This window comes from Mycobacterium sp. E1214, from assembly GCF_001666755.1.
Classification (GTDB): domain Bacteria; phylum Actinomycetota; class Actinomycetes; order Mycobacteriales; family Mycobacteriaceae; genus Mycobacterium.
On the sequence record NZ_LZJC01000039.1, the window covers coordinates 94,175 to 110,474 of the forward strand.

Annotated in this window: 13 protein-coding genes; 7 read left to right on the forward strand and 6 right to left on the reverse strand. The window is 70.4% G+C overall.

Translation table 11 applies throughout. The annotated features are described in order from the left end of the window. The first annotated feature begins 5 nt into the window (after positions 1–5). Entirely contained in the window at positions 6–293 is a 288-nt protein-coding gene (locus A5700_RS05000; RefSeq protein WP_068075445.1) for an ANTAR domain-containing protein, read from the forward strand. A 249-nt stretch (positions 294–542) separates the two neighbouring features. Here A5700_RS05000 and A5700_RS05005 read toward each other — a convergent pair whose 3' ends face one another. Next, positions 543–2,321 carry a DUF4407 domain-containing protein gene (locus tag A5700_RS05005; RefSeq protein ID WP_068204490.1) on the reverse strand — a complete coding sequence of 593 codons (1,779 nt, stop codon included), beginning with the start codon at positions 2,319–2,321 and terminating at the stop codon, positions 543–545. A gap of 180 nt (positions 2,322–2,501) precedes the next feature. Here A5700_RS05005 and A5700_RS05010 point away from each other — a divergent pair, with 180 nt between their 5' ends. Both A5700_RS05010 and A5700_RS05015 read left to right on the forward strand, forming a co-directional pair. After that, the gene (locus tag A5700_RS05010) at positions 2,502–3,059 is read left to right on the forward strand and encodes a hypothetical protein (protein WP_068075438.1); all 558 of its coding nucleotides are present in this window, start codon (positions 2,502–2,504) and stop codon (positions 3,057–3,059) included. A 100-nt stretch (positions 3,060–3,159) separates the two neighbouring features. Beyond that, positions 3,160–3,600: an SRPBCC family protein gene (locus tag A5700_RS05015; protein ID WP_082959598.1), complete on the forward strand. Its 441-nt coding sequence runs from the start codon at positions 3,160–3,162 to the stop codon at positions 3,598–3,600. On the opposite strand, the gene A5700_RS05020 is transcribed toward A5700_RS05015, so the two are convergent. From A5700_RS05020 to malQ, 4 genes are all read right to left on the reverse strand, one after another. Then, positions 3,601–3,894: a hypothetical protein gene (locus tag A5700_RS05020; RefSeq protein ID WP_068075435.1), complete on the reverse strand. Its 294-nt coding sequence runs from the start codon at positions 3,892–3,894 to the stop codon at positions 3,601–3,603. 105 nt (positions 3,895–3,999) lie between these two features. After that, positions 4,000–4,464, reverse strand: a complete 465-nt coding sequence (locus A5700_RS05025; protein WP_068075433.1) for a nuclear transport factor 2 family protein — start codon at positions 4,462–4,464, stop codon at positions 4,000–4,002. Between the two features lie 16 nt (positions 4,465–4,480). Then, the gene (locus A5700_RS05030; RefSeq protein WP_068204491.1) at positions 4,481–5,365 is read right to left on the reverse strand and encodes an LLM class F420-dependent oxidoreductase; all 885 of its coding nucleotides are present in this window, start codon (positions 5,363–5,365) and stop codon (positions 4,481–4,483) included. A 10-nt stretch (positions 5,366–5,375) separates the two neighbouring features. Next, positions 5,376–7,547, reverse strand: a complete 2,172-nt coding sequence (malQ, locus tag A5700_RS05035) for a 4-alpha-glucanotransferase (RefSeq protein ID WP_068075427.1) — start codon at positions 7,545–7,547, stop codon at positions 5,376–5,378. 395 nt (positions 7,548–7,942) lie between these two features. On the opposite strand from malQ, the gene eccB reads away from it, so the two are divergent. Both eccB and eccCa read left to right on the forward strand, forming a co-directional pair. Beyond that, on the forward strand, positions 7,943–9,463 hold the full coding sequence (gene eccB / locus A5700_RS05040) for a type VII secretion protein EccB (protein ID WP_068075425.1): 1,521 nt from the start codon (positions 7,943–7,945) through the stop codon (positions 9,461–9,463). Next, positions 9,460–13,623 carry a type VII secretion protein EccCa gene (gene eccCa / locus A5700_RS05045; protein WP_068075423.1) on the forward strand — a complete coding sequence of 1,388 codons (4,164 nt, stop codon included), beginning with the start codon at positions 9,460–9,462 and terminating at the stop codon, positions 13,621–13,623. The genes eccB and eccCa overlap by 4 nt, the downstream gene beginning before the upstream one ends. Positions 13,624–13,655: 32 nt before the next feature. On the opposite strand, the gene A5700_RS05050 is transcribed toward eccCa, so the two are convergent. Continuing rightward, on the reverse strand, positions 13,656–14,816 hold the full coding sequence (locus A5700_RS05050; RefSeq protein ID WP_068075421.1) for a cytochrome P450: 1,161 nt from the start codon (positions 14,814–14,816) through the stop codon (positions 13,656–13,658). Positions 14,817–15,077: 261 nt separating this feature from the next. Between A5700_RS05050 and A5700_RS05055 the strand changes: the two genes are divergently transcribed. Continuing rightward, positions 15,078–15,272 (forward strand): ferredoxin, encoded by a 195-nt coding sequence (locus A5700_RS05055; RefSeq protein ID WP_068075418.1) that lies wholly within the window; start codon positions 15,078–15,080, stop codon positions 15,270–15,272. Between the two features lie 475 nt (positions 15,273–15,747). Next, positions 15,748–16,300, forward strand: a 553-nt coding sequence (locus tag A5700_RS05060) for a PPE family protein (RefSeq protein WP_156671081.1), incomplete at its 3' end; no start/stop codon positions are given.

The window sequence follows — 16,300 nt, forward strand, 5'->3', positions numbered from 1 at the left end:
AAATCATGACGACGACGTGGGTGCCAGCCCAGACCTCATGTGGCCCACACTCGGGGCGCATCCTCGACACGGCGCGGGGAATCCTGATCGGCCTGCGGCGGTGCCCGTCGGACGCCGCCATGGAGGAATTGCACAGCGCGGCGGTTCGGCACAAGGTGCCGGTGTTCGCGATGGCGTGGGCGCTGGTGCACCTCGCCGGTGACGGCGAGAAGACCCCCAGTTTCGTCGATGCGCAGTCCGCGGCGCGGCACGAGTGGGGGCCGCTGTTCGAGCCGGTCGCTCTGACTTGCTGAGCGGCCACCGAGACGTTGGGACGGCCGAGCTTTCGAGGGGTAACCCGGCCGTCACCAACTTCCCTCCGCTCGCGTCCTGCGCCGCGCCGCCCCGGCCGCCCGCCCGGGTGTTCGGGCTGGTCGTGCAGTGGCCGACCCGCGCCAGGGGAGTCCTGTGCCGGCGCCGGCAGCGGGCGGCCTCTCGGCCGAACACCGGCTACGCCATCAGCCTTTTCCGGTAGGGAATGCCCTTTCCGGTAGGAAATGCCGCTAGTCCGCGGGCGGCAATGACCTTGGCGCCCTTGGGTCGCCGGGCGGTTCGATCTCCGGCGGTCCCGGTCGCCGCGACACGGCACGACGGTCGTCCGATTCCAGGGCGGCATTGCCGCCTGCCCGGCCACGCAGCGAGGGCCCACCTGCGCGTGCGCTCGCGACCCGGGTAGGCGTGGTCGGTGGTGCGTCGGCGGGCGCCTCGCCGGCCGGCGGGTGAGCGGCGTCGGAGGACGTCAGGTCGGAACTGACCCGGACCTTGCGGGTCCGTCTGAGCGCGAACGTGATCTCCTCGGTCTCCTCGAGGACGTCCTCGACCACGTGCCGGGCGGTGCGCCACGGGTGCGTCGTGCTGTCGACGACCCGCGTCACCAGCGGCGGGACCAGCGGGCGCAGCCACCGCGCCGCCACCTTGGTCACGTCGGGGATCGACGGGATCAGCGGTGTCACGCGTGGCGTGTGCTGCTCGACCTCGTTCGCCGGTGACGGCACCGCCGGTAGGTGCTGCGGCGCCGGCAGGGGCGCATCCATGGTGACCGGAGCCGGTTCCGCCGGCGGCGGGGCGACCGCCCGGCTCGCGGCCTCCGCTGCGGCGGCGATCGGCAGGTAGACGTCGTCGTCGGTGGGCTCGACGATCCGCTGCGCCGACGCCCGCGGCTCCAGCGCATCGGCCACCCGGCGCCGCTGGTGTTCGCGGTCGATTTCGAGCTGGGCCTCGATGGCGAGCCGGGCCTGGGTGAGTTGATGCTCGGCCCACAGTATTTCGGCTTCGCGGCGAACCTCGGCCCGCTTGATCGCGATCGCGGTATCGGCCTCGAGTTCGGCGCGGTCGCGCCGCAGCAGGGCGGTCGCGCGGCGTTCCCGGGTGGTCTCGCCCCGCCACGAGGCCACGATCATCGGCAAGGCGTAGAGCAGGACGCAGCTTGCGTCGACGGCGACGCGTAAGGTCAACGGACCCGGGCCGGCCAGCGTCACGTCGTTCAGGGCGAGCCAGCGCGCGCCGAGTCCCGGCTTCGCGACGGCCCGCCGACGCGCTTCGTCCAGCTCTCGCTGCGCGCGAGCGAGCTCGGCGTCCAGCTGCGGTGCGCGGGCGTCCCGCGCGGTGAGCGCGGCGTCGAGTTGCCGCTGGGCGTCGGCCAACAAGTCGTTGGCGGTGCGCGTCTCGGGGCCCGCTCCGGGGATCCCGGTGATCCGGGTCTGCGGGCACGACGGCGACGGGTGGTATTCGCAACGGGCGGTCACCAGCGCCTGGTCTTGGCGCTCACGTGCCGCGTCGACGTCCGCGTCGAGCGCGCGGCGGGCATCCCGATCGCGTTGCAGCGCCGCCGCGGCCTGCATGACCGCGGGCGTGGCGTCGCCCTCGCGCGCGGCCCGTTCGTCGATCCGGCGATCGATGGCGCCGGAAAGCAGCGCGAGCAAGGCGAATTCGCCCACGACGACGCCGAGCGCCGCGGCCGCGGCCGCGCGGGGCGCGGTGGTCGTCCGGCTCCGGTGGCCCCCGACCAGGGTGCCGCGGGCGACCGCTCCCACCAGCAGCCCGGCGAGCACGGCGATAGCCGGGACCGACCACCCGGCCGTCCCGGCCAGGGCGGTGGCTCCCACCAGCCCGGCCACCACGCCTGCCCACACCGCACCGAGCAGGACGACGGCACCCGCGACGGCGTGCGCGGAGCGCTCCCGGTGACCACCCGGCTCGGCCTCAGGCCCGCCGCCGAGCCAGCCCAGCACCGCCGCCGGGGTTGCGGCCCGGCGCCGCACAGTAGTTTCCTGGGCGCTCATCAGATCTCGACACCTCCACCGGCAAGCCTCCCAAAACGGGGCCGGGTACATCGAATCGAAGACCCACGCTTGTGGCGTGGTTCACAGCGGCGCCGGCGCCGGGCACATCACGCGGTCATTTCCTGCGACGCGGGCAGATCAGCGACCGATCCGACAGGCGACGTGAGACGGTGTAAGCCTATGACGAATCACGACTATGTCAGCTACGAGGAGTTCGGGCGCCGCTTTTTCGAGGTCGCCGTCACTCCGGAGCGTGTCGCGGCCGCCTTTGCCGACATCGCCGGCAACGAATTCGCCATGGAACCGATCGCGCAGGGGCCGGGCGGCATCGCCAAGGTCAGCGCGAACGTCAAGATCCAGGAACCGCAGGTCACCCGGCGGCTGGGTGACACCATCACCTTCCTCATCCACATCCCGTTGTCGATCGACCTGTTGCTGGACCTCAGGCTCGACAAGCAGCGCTTCGTCGTCTCCGGGGACATCGCCCTGCGCGCCACCGCCCGAGCCGCCGAACCGCTGCTGCTCATCGTCGACGTGGCGAAGCCGCGCCCCTCCGACATCACCGTCAACGTGTCGTCGAAATCCTTCCGCGGCGAGGTGCTACGGATCCTCGCGGGCGTCGACGGCGAGATCCGCCGGTTCATCGCCCAGTACGTCGCCGCCGAGATCGACGCGCCGCAGTCGCAGGCCGCGCAGATCATCGACGTGGCCCAGCAACTGCAGGAAGCGTGGCCCTGAGCGTCGCGGGTCACCGGCGTCACACGCATAGCCGCGGCTTCGTCCGGGTATCCCCACGGTTCGTTCGAGCAGCACTGGTGGAGAAGGGGCGGGCACGACTTTGGCACGAGTAGATGTTTCGGTGTCGTCGGAGGTGACGCCGGAGGCGGCGTGGAAGTTGGCCTCCGACCTGGGCCGATTCGACGAGTGGATGACGATATTCGCCGGCTGGCGCGGGCCCGTACCGTCCACGATCGAGGAGGGCACCGCCGTCTCGTCGTGCGTCAAGGTCAAGGGATTCCGCAACGTCATCCACTGGACGGTGACCCGCTACGACGAGCCGAAAGCGATTGAGCTGCAGGGCCGGGGCCGCGGGGGGATCAAGCTGGGGGTGGCGATGGACGTCACCGACAACAAGCCTGGCACCACCTTTCACCTGACGGCCGACCTCCGGGGAGGCCTCCTCAGCGGGCCGATCGGCGGTCTGGTGGCCAAGGTGTTGCGCTCGGACGTGCAGAAGTCGGTGAACAATCTCGCGACGCTGCAGTCCGCGCCGCAGTAGTCAGCGGGCGGGATGGGCGGGTAGCCACGCCCGCTCGGCGTCGCGGTCGCGGCGGCGGTCCATGGAAAGCCACGACAAGCCGGCCCCGAAGGCCAGCATCGCGACGATGGCGGCGGCCACGCCCGCGCCGGGTTGGCCCAGGGCGAAGGTCGCTACGCACACCACGAACGCCAGTAGCGCGCCTGCCACGACGATCAAGCCGGGCGTCAACCCGGCGCTGCGCTGCGCGTCGTGCGTCGACTCGTCGGTCGACCGCCCGGCGTTCCGGCCCCTGTCGACAGGATGTGGCCTCATCGGCTTCTCCTCTGCTGTCACTTCTGTTTCGTGCGTCTCTGAGGGCCTACCCGTCCGCTCGCCCGAACAAACGACTTCGCACAGTGGACGCGGGCCGGCTCCGCGCTAACCGGGTGGCAGCAGCCGGCGCGCCGGCCGGGTCTCGATGGCGTGAATGGTCAACGCGCGCCTCGCGATTCGCCAACCGCCGTCGGTGCGCTCGTACCGGTCGTCGTAGCGCAGGTGCCACACCACGTCGGTGATTTCGTCGCCGCGCTGACTCCAGTGATGCGCGACGCACGCCACGCGGCCCCGCGCGGCGCCCGGACGAGCGGCGGCGTCGTACACCTCCCCGACGATCGCGTGCTCGGTGCGGGTGACCGCCGCCACCGCCGACACGGCCGCGGTGATCGCGTCGCGGCCGCGATGCGACCTGATCGGCGTCAGATGCGCCGGCGGGTCCGGCACCGTCAGCTCGGCCGTCGCCGTGAAAAGGGCGGCCACGGACTCGAATTGGCGATCGTCGACATTGGCCGCGTAGCGGTGCACGAGGTCGTGCAGCGCCACCCGGTCCTCGGCGGCCAGCGTCATGGCAGGGCGGGCGGAGTCACGACGATCCCAGCGACAACCGCTGGGCACACGCCGACACCATGTCCTTGGCCCGCTCGATCTCGGCGGCCGGCGGCATCGCCAGGACCAGGCGGTCGGCGCCCTGGTCGAACAGCGCGGCCGCCCGCTCGGCGTCGATCTTGGTGACCAGGTGCCCCAGCGACACCTCCAGCGCCTCGGGGTCGCGTCCGGCCGCGGCCGCCTCGTCGCGCATCAGCGCGATCAGCGACGCGAGCTCCGCGCCGGCGACCCCGAGGGGCTGGAACCCGTCGCCGAGGCGCCCCGCGCGGCGCGCGGCCGCCGGGCTGTGCCCACCGATGTGGATCGGGAGCCGCTCGCGGGCAACCGGTTTCGGAGAGCACGTGACGTCGTCGAACCTGAAGAACTCGCCGCGAAACGAGACACCTTGCGGCCGGTCGGCCCACAGCGCCCGTAGCACCGCCAGCTGTTCGTCGGCGCGCCGGCCCCGGCTGGCGAAGTCCACGCCACAGGCGGCCAGCTCCTCCTTGAGCCAACCGACACCGACGCACAGGCGCAACCGCCCGCCCGAGAGCGCGTCGACGGTAGCGACCCGCTTGGCCAGCGGCACCGGGTGGTGATTGGGCAGCACCAGCACTCCGGTGGCCAGCCCGAGCGTGCGGGTGTGGGCGGCCAGAAACGCCAGCAGGTCGAGCGGATCCGGGATGGGGCAGTCGGGTGCCAGCCCCACGCGTCCGGAACTGTCGTACGGGTACACGCTCTCGTAGCGGGTGACCAGCACGGTGTGCTCGACGGCGACGATCGACTCGAACCCGCACCCTTCGAGGTGCTGGGCGAAGGCCACCATCCACTCGGGATCGGCGGTGACGCCGTCGGCGACCGGGGCCACGACCGAGACCTTCATGGCCTGAAAGCTACAGGCCGGCCGGCGGGGCCCCGGCCGGCGCCGGCGTGATCGCCTCGCGCACCGCCTCCGCCAGCGCCGCGGCCCGGGGATCGGAGAACACCTCCTCCAGGAGCAGCGGCCTGCCGTCCGGACCGGTGAGCGGGACCCGCCAGTTGGGGTACTCGTCGACGGTGCCGGGCTGGTTCTGGGTGCGGCAGTCGCCGACGGCGTCGGTCAGCGCCACCCCCAGCAGCCGCGAGGGGGTCCGGCCCAGGTAGCGGTAGAGCGCCAGGATGACCGACTCGGGGTCGCTCACCCCGTCCGCCAGCGCCCCCACGCGGCGCAGTTCGGCCAGCCAGGCCGCCAGCTCCGCGCGATCGGCCGCCATCTCCTCGGCGACCGGGCGGGTGAGCAACCCGAGGGCATCGCGCAGCCGCACGTGCTCGCCCGCCAGGTAACCCGCGGTCGGCGGCAGGTCGTGGGTGGTCACCGAGGACAGGCAGTACTCGCGCCAGCGCTCGGCGCGCAGCGGGGTCCCGCCGGCAGTCGGGTCGTCGCGGTCCAGCTCGAACCACAGAATCGAGGTGCCCAGCAATCCGCGCAGCAGCAGGTAGTCGCGGACCCACGGCTCGACGGTGCCGAGGTCCTCGCCGACCACGACCGCGTCGGCCCGGTGGGCCTCCAGGGCGACGATGCCGATCATCGCCTCGTGGTCGTAGCGGACGTAGGTGCCCTGCGTGGGCGGCGCGCCGCCCGGGATCCACCACAGCCGGAACAGGCCGATGATGTGGTCGATCCGCACGCCGCCGGCGTGGCGCAGCGCCGCGCGGATCAACGCGCGGAACGGCCGGTATTCCTGCGCCTCCAGCCGGTCGGGCCGCCACGGCGGCTGCGACCAGTCCTGGCCCAGCTGGTTGAACTCGTCGGGGGGCGCGCCCGCGGTGACGCCCAGCGCCAGCACGTCCTGCAGCGCCCAGGCGTCGGCGCCGTCGGGGTGCACGCCGACGGCGAGGTCGTGCATGACGCCGAGCGCCATCCCGGCGCGAATCGCCTGCGACTGCGCGGCCGCGAGTTGCTCGTCCAGTTGCCACTGCAGCCACCGGTGAAAATCCACGTCGGTCGCATGCTTGGCGACGAACTTCGCGACGCCTGGCGCTTCGGGATGCCGCAGCGACTCGGGCCAGGCGTGCCAGTCGGCGCCGTACTTCTCGGCCAGTGCGCAGTAGGCAGCGAAGTCGTCGAGCGCGGCACCCTCCCGGTCCCGGAACGCCGCGTAGGCCAGCTCGCGGCCCGCCGAGCGCGGCACCGCGTGCAGCAGCTTCAGCGCGACCCGCTTGGCGGCCCAGCAGCCGTCGCGGTCAATGGTGTCGACGCGGCCGGCGCGCCGCTGGACGTCGTCGCGCAACCGGCGCACCCGGCTGCGCTTGGGTAGGTCCGCCAGCTCCGGGATCGCCTCGACGTGAAGATAAATCGGGTTGACGAAGCGCCGCGACGTCGGCAGGTACGGCGAGGGCTCCATGGGTTTGGTGGGCGCCGCGGCGTGCAGCGGGTTCACCAGCAGATAGTCCGCGCCGTGGCGTGCGGCGGACCAGACCGCGAGATCGGTCAGATCGGTCAGGTCTCCGACGCCCCACGACTGCCGGGAGCGCACGCTGTACAGCTGAGTGGCCAGCCCCCACGCCCGTCGGGCGCCCATCCGTTCGGGCAGCCCGAGCCAGCCGGGCGTGACGATCAGCGCGGCGCTGCTCTGCGTCCCGCCCGAACGCAGCTGCACCCGGTGATACCCCAGCGGCAGGTCGTGGGGCAGCACGAAACTGGCTTCGCCGACCCAGCGACCGTCCAGGTCGAACGGCGGCGTGAAGTTGTCGACCTGTTGTACGTCGCCGCGGCGGGTGCCGTCCTCGAGCTCCAGCCACACCTCGGCGGCGTCGCCGTGGGTGACGTGCACCCAGAACCGGACCCGTTCCCCGGTGCGCCCGACGATGGTCGGCGGCAGCGGGCGGCCCCAGTAGGCCCGCAGTTGCGCGGTCAAGGCGGCGTTGCGCTCCTGTTCGCTGCCGGCCGCCACGCCCAGCGCCGCCAACACGGCGATCAGCGTGGCCGCGGGCACCGGCCGGTGGGTGCCGGTCCAGTCCTCATACTCCGCCGCTACGCCGTACCTGCCGGCCAACTCGACCAGTGAGGGCGCGAGCTCCGTCACGGGAGACGGCCATCGGAGACATCCATGGCAGACATCTTGGTGCCCGGGTCGGCCGATCGGCGACCCGGACGCGCGCACGGCGCCTTCCGCGCCTTACTTCTCTATGAGTGGGTTCCCGAATGCGAGCGCTTGACAGGACGGGACGGCGATCCGCCATTACGATGCCTGAAGGGGAGGAAACATTCTCACGGGCAAGGGCCGGGAGTGATCTCGGCCCGCCACGCGGCCTCGCGCCCACGTGTGCGGCGCGGGCAGCCGGATTGACGTCAAGCAAACGAGAAGTGAATGCGCTCCGTCGCCGCGTGGCGAGGTCTCTACCGGTGCCTTACGGTTGTCGGAGAAATCTCGCGCAATGGAGATATCCAGGCGCATCAGCAGACCGGATGGTGAATTAAGTGGCGGAAGAAAGTCGCGGGCAGCGCGGGTCGGGCTACGGCCTGGGTTTGTCGACGCGCACCCAGGTGACCGGCTACCAGTTCCTCGCTCGCCGTACCGCGATGGCCCTGACCCGGTGGCGCGTGCGCATGGAGGTCGAGCCCGGCCGTCGGCAGAACCTGGCGGTCGTGGCGTCGGTGTCCGCCGCCCTGGTGATCTGCCTGGGCGCACTGCTGTACTCGTTCCTCAGCCCGGCCGGCCAGGTCGGCGACTCGCCGATCATCGCCGACCGGGATTCCGGTGCGCTGTACGTACGGGTGGGTGACCGGCTGTACCCCGCGCTGAACCTGGCCTCCGCCCGCCTGATCACCGGCCGCGCGGACAACCCGCACCTGGTCAAGTCCAACCAGATCGCCACCCTGCCGCGCGGCCCGCTGGTGGGGATTCCCGGGGCGCCGTCGAGCTTCCACCCCACCAGCCCGGGGACGTCCTCGTGGCTGGTGTGCGACACGGTTGCCGGGGCCACCGCCGGCGCCGGGACGCCGTCCGCGGCGACGGTCACCGTCATCGACGGAAACCCCGACCTGAGCAACCACCGCAAGGTGCTCAACGGCTCCGACGCGGTGGTGCTGAATTACGGCGGGGACGCGTGGGTGATCCGCGAGGGACGCCGCTCGCGCATCGACGCGACCAACCGGTCCGTGCTGCTGCCCCTCGGCCTGACCCCCGAGCAGGTCGGCCAGGCCAAGCCGATGAGCCGCGCCCTGTTCGACGCGCTGCCGGTGGGCCCGGAGCTCACCGTGCCGCAGATCCAGAACGCGGGCAGCGGCGCGTCGTTCCCGAACGCGCCGGGCCCGATCGGCACCGTGATCGTCACCCCGCAGATCAGCGGTCCGCAACAGTATTCGCTGGTGCTGGCCGACGGTGTGCAGACACTGCCCCCGCTGGTCGCCCAGATCCTGCAGAACGCCGGCCCCGGCAACACCAAGCCGGTGACGGTGGAACCGTCCGCCTTGGCCAAGATGCCGGTGGTCAACAAGCTGGACCTGTCGTCCTACCCGGACGCGCCGCTGAACGTGATGGACATCCGCGAGAACCCGGCGACCTGCTGGTGGTGGCAGAAAACCTCCGGGGAGAACCGGGCCCGCGTCCAGGTGATCTCCGGCGCGACCATCCCGGTCGCCGCGAAGGACATGAACAAGGTGGTGTCGCTGGTCAAGGCCGACACCACCGGCCGCGAGGCCGACCAGGTGTTCTTCGGTCCCGACTACGCCAACTTCGTGGCCGTCACCGGCAACGACCCCGGCGCCAAGACGACCGAGTCCCTGTGGTGGCTCACCGACGCCGGCGCCCGCTTCGGCGTCGACGACACCCGCGACGTGCGCGAGGCGCTCGGCTTGAAGAGCAAACCCGGCCTGGCGCCCTGGGTGGCGCTGCGGCTGCTCCCGCAAGGACCGACCTTGTCGCGCGCCGATGCGCTGGTGGAGCACGACACCCTTCCGATGGATATGTCCCCTGCAGAGTTGGCGGTACCTAAGTGAAACGTGGATTCGCCCGGCCCACGCCGGAGAAGCCCCCGGTCATCAAGCCGGAAAACATTGTCCTCCCGACACCGCTGAGCATCCCGCCGCCGGAGGGCAAGCCCTGGTGGCTGGTGGTGGTCGGCGTCCTGGTGGTCGGCCTGCTGATCGGCATGGTCGGCATGACGTTCGCCAGCGGCTCGCACGTGTTCGGCGGCGCCGGCGCCATCTTCCCGATCTTCATGATCGGCGGCGTCGCGATGATGATGTTCGGCGGCCGGTTCGGCGGGCAGCAGCAGATGAGCCGCCCCAAGCTGGACTCGATGCGGGCCCAGTTCATGCTGATGCTGGACATGCTGCGCGAGACGGCGCACGAGTCGGCCGACAGCATGGACGCCAACTACCGGTGGTTCCACCCGGCGCCGACCACGCTGTCCGCGGCGGTGGGGTCGTCGCGGATGTGGGAGCGCAAGCCCGACGGCAAGGACCTCAACTTCGGCGTCGTGCGCGTGGGCGTCGGCATGACCCGCCCCGAGGTGACCTGGGGTGAGCCCCAGAACATGCCCACCGACATCGAGCTGGAGCCGGTGACCGGTAAGGCGCTGCAGGAGTTCGGTCGCTACCAGAGCGTCGTCTACAACCTGCCGAAGATGATCTCGCTGCTGGTCGAGCCGTGGTACGCGCTCGCCGGGGAGCGCGAGCAGGTGCTGGGCCTGATGCGGTCCATCGTCTGCCAACTGGCCTTCTCCCACGGGCCCGACCACGTGCGGATGATCGTGGTGAGCTCGGACCTCGACGAGTGGGACTGGGTGAAGTGGTTGCCGCACTTCGGCGACCCGCGGCGCCAGGACGCCGCCGGCAACGCCCGCATGGTGTACAGCGCCGTGCGCGAGTTCGCCGCGGAGCAGGCCGAACTGTTCGCCGGCCGCGGTTCCTTCACGCCGCGGCACGCCAGCTCGTCGGCGCAGACCCCGACCCCGCACACCGTCATCATCGCCGACGCCGTCGACCCGCAGTGGGAGTACGTGATCAGCTCCGAGGGCGTCGACGGGGTCACGTTCTTCGACCTGACCGGCTCGTCGATCTGGACCAACATCCCCGAGCGGACGCTGCGCTTCGACAAGTCGGGCGTCATCGAGGCGCTGCCCCGCGACCGCGACACCTGGATGGTCATCGACGAGAAGCCGTGGTTCTTCGCGCTCACCGACCACATCAGCGCGGTCGAGGCCGAGGAGTTCGCGCAGAAGCTGGCGCGGTGGCGCCTCGCCGAGGCCTACGAGGAGATCGGCCAGCGGGTCGCGCACATCGGCGCCCGCGACATCATGGCCTACTACGGCATCGACGACCCGGGCAACATCGACTTCGAGGCGCTCTGGGGCGCCCGCACCGACGCGATGGGCCGCTCGCGGCTGCGGGCGCCGTTCGGGGTGCGCTCGGACAACGGCGAGCTGCTGTTCCTCGACATGAAGTCGCTGGACGAGGGCGGCGACGGCCCGCACGGCGTCATGTCCGGAACCACCGGTTCGGGTAAGTCAACCCTGGTGCGGACGGTGATCGAATCGCTGATGCTCAGCCACCCGCCGCAGGACCTGCAGTTCGTGCTGGCCGACCTCAAGGGTGGGTCGGCGGTCAAGCCGTTCGCCGGGGTGCCGCACGTCTCGCGCATCATCACCGACCTGGAAGAGGACCAGGCCCTGATGGAGCGCTTCCTGGACGCCCTGTGGGGCGAGATCGCGCGCCGCAAGGCGATCTGCGACAGCGCCGGCGTCGACGACGCCAAGGAGTACAACTCGGTGCGGTCCCGCATGCGGGCGCGCGGGCAGGACATGCCGCCGTTGCCGATGCTGGTGGTCGTCATCGACGAGTTCTACGAGTGGTTCCGCATCATGCCGACGGCGGTCGACGTCCTCGACTCGATCGGCCGGCAGGGCCGCGCCTACTGGATCCACCTGATGATGGCGTCGCAGACCATCGAGAGCCGCGCCGAGAAGCTCATGGAGAACATGGGTTACCGGCTGGTCCTCAAGGCGCGGACCGCGGGCGCCGCGCAGGCGGCCGGCGTGCCCAACGCCGTGAACCTGCCCGCCAAGGCGGGCCTGGGGTACTTCCGCCGGAGCCTCGAGGACATCGTCCGGTTCCAGGCCGAGTTCCTGTGGCGGGACTACTTCCCGCGCGGCATCACCGACGACGGCGAGGTGGCGCCGACGCTGGTGCACACCATCGACTACGTGCGCCCGCAGCTGTTCACCAACTCGTTCACGCCGCTCGAGGTGAGCGTCGGGGGTCCCGACATCCCGCCGGCCATCCCGACCAACGGTGACGCGCTGCCGATCGAGGCGGCCGAGGAGGACGACGCCGAAGGGGTCCGGACGCCGAAGGTCGGCACCGTGATCATCGACCAGCTGCGCAAGATCGACTTCGAGCCGTACCGGCTCTGGCAGCCGCCGCTGAACACGCCCGTCGCCATCGACGATCTGGTCAACCGCTTCCTCGGCCACTCGTGGCAGGAGGATTACGGCAAGGCGCAGAACCTGGTGTTCCCCATCGGAATCATCGACCGCCCGTTCAAGCACGACCAGCCGCCGTGGACCGTGGACACCTCCGGGCCGGGCGCCAACGTCCTGATCCTGGGCGCCGGTGGGTCGGGCAAGACGACGGCCCTGCAGACGCTGATCTGTTCGGCGGCGCTGACCCACACCCCCCAGCAGGTGCAGTTCTACTGCTTGGCGTACAGCAGCACCGCGCTGACGACCGTCGCCCGCCTTCCGCACGTCGGTGAGGTGGCCGGCCCGACCGACCCGTACGGGGTGCGCCGCACAGTGGCCGAGCTGTTGGCGCTGGTGCGCCAGCGCAAGAGCACGTTCCTCGAGTACGGGATCGCCTCGATGGAGGTGTTCCGGCGCCGCAAGTTCGGCGGCGAGCCCGGCCCCGTGCCCAACGACGGGTTCGGCGACGTCTACCTGGTGGTCGACAACTACCGCGCCCTGGCCGAGGAGAACGAGGTCCTCATCGACCAGGTGAACGTGATCATCAACCAGGGCCCGTCGTTCGGCGTGCACGTCATCGTCACCGCCGACCGCGAATCCGAGCTGCGGCCGCCGGTGCGCAGCGGCTTCGGCTCCCGGGTGGAGCTGCGGCTGGCCGCGGTGGAGGACGCGAAGCTGGTGCGTTCCCGCTTCGCCAAGGAGGTTCCGGTCAAGCCGGGCCGCGGCATGGTCGCCGTCAACTACGTGCGCCTGGACTCCGACCCGCAGGCCGGTCTGCACACCCTGATCGCCCGCCCGGCGCTGGGCAGCACGCCCGACAACAACTTCGAGTCGAGCAGCGTCGGCGAGGCCGTCAGCCGGCTCGCCAGCGGGCAGGCCCCGCCGGTGCGTCGTCTCCCGGCGACGTTCAGCGTGGACCAGCTCCGCGAGCTCGCCGCCGGCGACGCCCGCCAAGGGGTCGGTGCCGGTGGGATCGTCTGGGCCATCTCGGAATTGGACCTGTCGCCCGTGTACCTCAACTTCGCGGAGAACGCGCACCTGATGGTGACGGGCCGCCGCGAATGTGGGCGCACCACCACGCTGGCGACGATCATGTCGGAGATCGGCCGGCTGTACGCGCCAGGCGCCAGCAGCGCGCCGCCGCCCCCGGTAGGACAGCCGTCGGCGCAGGTGTGGTTGGTGGACCCCCGTCGCCAGCTGCTGACCACGCTGGGCTCGGACTACGTCGAGAAGTTCGCCTACAACCTCGACGGCGTGCAGGCGATGATGGGGGAGCTGGCCGCGGTGCTGGCCGGCCGCGAACCCCCGCCCGGCTTGTCCGCGACGGAGCTGCTGTCGCGCAACTGGTGGAGCGGCCCGGAGATCTTCGTGATCGTCGACGACATCCAGCAGCTGCCGGCCGGTTTCGATTCGCCGCTGCACAAGGCCGCGCCATGGGTCACCAGGGCCGCGGACGTCGGGCTGCACGTCATCGTCACGCGGACGTTCGGTGGTTGGTCGTCGGCGGGCAGCGACCCGATGCTGCGGGCCCTGGCCCAGGCGAACGCGCCGCTGCTGGTCATGGACGCCGACCCCGACGAGGGCTTCATCCGCGGCAAGATGAAGGGCGGTCCGCTGCCCCGCGGCCGAGGCCTGCTGATGGCCGAGGACACCGGCATCTTCGTCCAGGTCGCGGCCACCGAAATCCGCAAATAGCGTCCCTACCGCTGCACTGGGCTGAGCCTCGCTCAGTTCCAGTGCAGCGGTAGGCTTTTCAGCGCGAAACTCTTGGACGGGAACTTGATCTCGGGCGTGTAGTCGTCGGGCAGTTCGAAGTCCGGCAGCTGCCGCAGCCATTCGGCCACGATCACCGTCAGCTCGATGCGCGCCAAGTGAGATCCCAGGCAGCGGTGCGGTCCACCGCCGAATCCCCAGTGCCGGTGCACCTTTCCGTCCATCACCAGCTCGTTAGTGGACATCGAGTCGCTGTCGTCCCGGTTGACGGCGGCCATGCACAGCCGCACGTGGGTGCCCGGCGGCAGCGTCATTCCGCCGACGTTGACGTACTGCGTCGTGATGCGCGGGGCCACCGGCGCCGAGGGTTCCAGGCGAACGATCTCCTCGATGAAAACCCGGATCTGCCTTGGGTTGTCGCGCAACTCGCGCCGCAGCCCGGGCCGGCGGGCCAATTCATACAGGGAGAACCCGATGGCCGCCGTCACGGTGTCGAGGCCGGCCAGGATCAACAGGTGACTCATGCCCAGCAGTTCCAGGTCGCTGAGCTCGCCGTCGCTGGCCATGACCTGCGACAGCATGTCCGACCCAGGGTTTTGCCGGCGCTCCTGAATCACCGTGGCCAGGTACTCCAGGAGCATGCGACCCTGCTCCATGTCGGCCTGGCTCAGGAAGGGCTTGTCGGAGATGACGGCGTCCTTGGCGGCGATCAGGCGGTCGCGGTCCTCCATCGGCAGGCCGTAGAGGTCCATGAACACCTGGAACGGGTACAGCCGCGCGAAGTCCGCCATCACTTCGCATTCGCCGCGGTCGGCGAACGCCCCGATCATCTCCGCCGCATGCCGCTCCAGCACCGGGCGCGACTTGCTCAGGGCGTGCGGGCTGAAGAACGGTTGCAGCGCCCTGCGGTAGCGGGTGTGTTGCGGTGGGTCAAAGGCCAACGGCAGCACGGGCAATGGGTGCCCGGGCGGCTGCAGCACGGTCGACGAAAACACCTTCGGGTTACGCAGCGCGCTCAGCACGTCCTCGCGCCGCGTGATGTAGTAGTGGCCGTTCATGAACACGACCGGCCCCGCGTCACGCAGCGCCTTCCAGCCCACACCCCGGTCCTCGGCCAGCGGCAATTTCTCGAAATCAAGCCGCGGCAGGTGGAACGCCCCTGGCTGGTCGCTCATGCGCTCATATCTCCGGTCGTCTTCTCTTCGGTTGTGTGAGCTGTCCCCCCGGGACGGCGCGTGAACGTCGGGCCACCACGGCCTTCAATATCGCATGCACGGCAAGGGAACACGCGCTCGGTGACCCGAGCTAGTCGATGGTTTTCGGCCGTCGGTGCCGGTCGGCGACCATCTTCTACACTTTACCGACCCACTAATCTGGGTATCGATCCGTCAACTGCCACGGCGGCTACGGCGCCGGGCCGCCCAGGGAGGCACCTCGTGAGGGTTCGTCTGGAGAAGTCGAAGTGTGTCGGGCACGCGCAGTGCTACGCCGTCGACCCAGACCTGTTCCCGATCGACGAGTCGGGCTACTCCCTCCTGGAAGACCACGATGTGCGGCCCGGTGACGAGGAGCTGACCCGCGAGGGCGTGGCATCCTGCCCCGAGATGGCATTGGTCCTCGACGAGGACTGACGCGCGCGGGTAACGAGTCGCAAGCAAACTGCGGGTAAACAATGCCTTGCCGCGGATGAACTTTGGCTGACTGGGAGTGAACAGTCGCTGGCCTGGAATGAACAGTTGGCATCGCTGGTCGGTGTTCGCCTCATAACGAACTAATCTCAGTGCCGAGCGACAGTTTACCGAGAAGGCGAGCTGTCGCTCGGTTGCTGACAACGGGGGTTCCAGCCGAGGCAGAGGGTGCATGTCGTTCCTGACCGGATGTCCGAAAAGCGCGGTAGCACAGCGCATTTGCGGATACGAGGGCTCGAGCGGCGGGCGTCTGTGCGACCGGCCGATGAGGTTGCGGGACGCGATGATCCGGGCCGCCATCCCCCCTGACTCAACAGCCGCAGGGTGGCGTCGTTTACAAAGCCGTGACCACGGCCACAACTGATTCCTATGCGACCGCCGAGATTGCCAGTGGTCTCGGTTGACTGAGGAGGACACGGTGTTTGACTTCGGAGCGAGACCGCCCGAAATCAATTCCGGTCTCATGTATGCGGGTCCGGGTTCGGGGCCGATGATGGCTGCGGCCGCCGCGTGGGACGAGATTGCCGCGGAGGTGGGCACCGCGGCGAGTGCTTATTCGTCGGTGGTGACGGAGTTGAGCAGCGGTCCGTGGGTGGGGCCGGCGTCGGCGTCGATGCTCAAGGCGGTGACGCCGTACGTGTCGTGGTTGTCGGTGATGGCGGCGATGGCCGAGGACACCGCGAGTCAGGGTCGGGCGGCGGCGGCGGCCTATGAGGCGGCGTTCGCGATGACGGTGCCGCCGCCGGTGATTGCGGCGAACCGGGTCCTCCTGGCGACGCTGATCGCGACGAACTTCTTCGGGCAGAATTCCGCGGCGATCGCGGCCACCGAGGCGCAGTACGCCGAGATGTGGGCTCAGGACGCGGCGGCGATGTATGGCTACGCGGGCGCCTCGGCGTTGGCCTCGGCGCTCGAGCCGTTCCCGGCGCCGCCGAACACCACGACCCCGGACGCCACCACCGACCAGGCCA

Bases quoted from the DNA above. Each gene is read 5' to 3' on its own strand.
- A5700_RS05000 (WP_068075445.1), top strand. From the start codon at position 6: ATGACGACGACGTGGGTGCCAGCCCAGACCTCATGTGGCCCACACTCG.
- A5700_RS05005 (WP_068204490.1), bottom strand. From the start codon at position 2,321: ATGAGCGCCCAGGAAACTACTGTGCGGCGCCGGGCCGCAACCCCGGCG.
- A5700_RS05010 (WP_068075438.1), top strand. From the start codon at position 2,502: ATGACGAATCACGACTATGTCAGCTACGAGGAGTTCGGGCGCCGCTTT.
- A5700_RS05020 (WP_068075435.1), bottom strand. From the start codon at position 3,894: ATGAGGCCACATCCTGTCGACAGGGGCCGGAACGCCGGGCGGTCGACC.
- A5700_RS05025 (WP_068075433.1), bottom strand. From the start codon at position 4,464: ATGACGCTGGCCGCCGAGGACCGGGTGGCGCTGCACGACCTCGTGCAC.
- A5700_RS05030 (WP_068204491.1), bottom strand. From the start codon at position 5,365: ATGAAGGTCTCGGTCGTGGCCCCGGTCGCCGACGGCGTCACCGCCGAT.
- A5700_RS05050 (WP_068075421.1), bottom strand. From the start codon at position 14,816: ATGAGCGACCAGCCAGGGGCGTTCCACCTGCCGCGGCTTGATTTCGAG.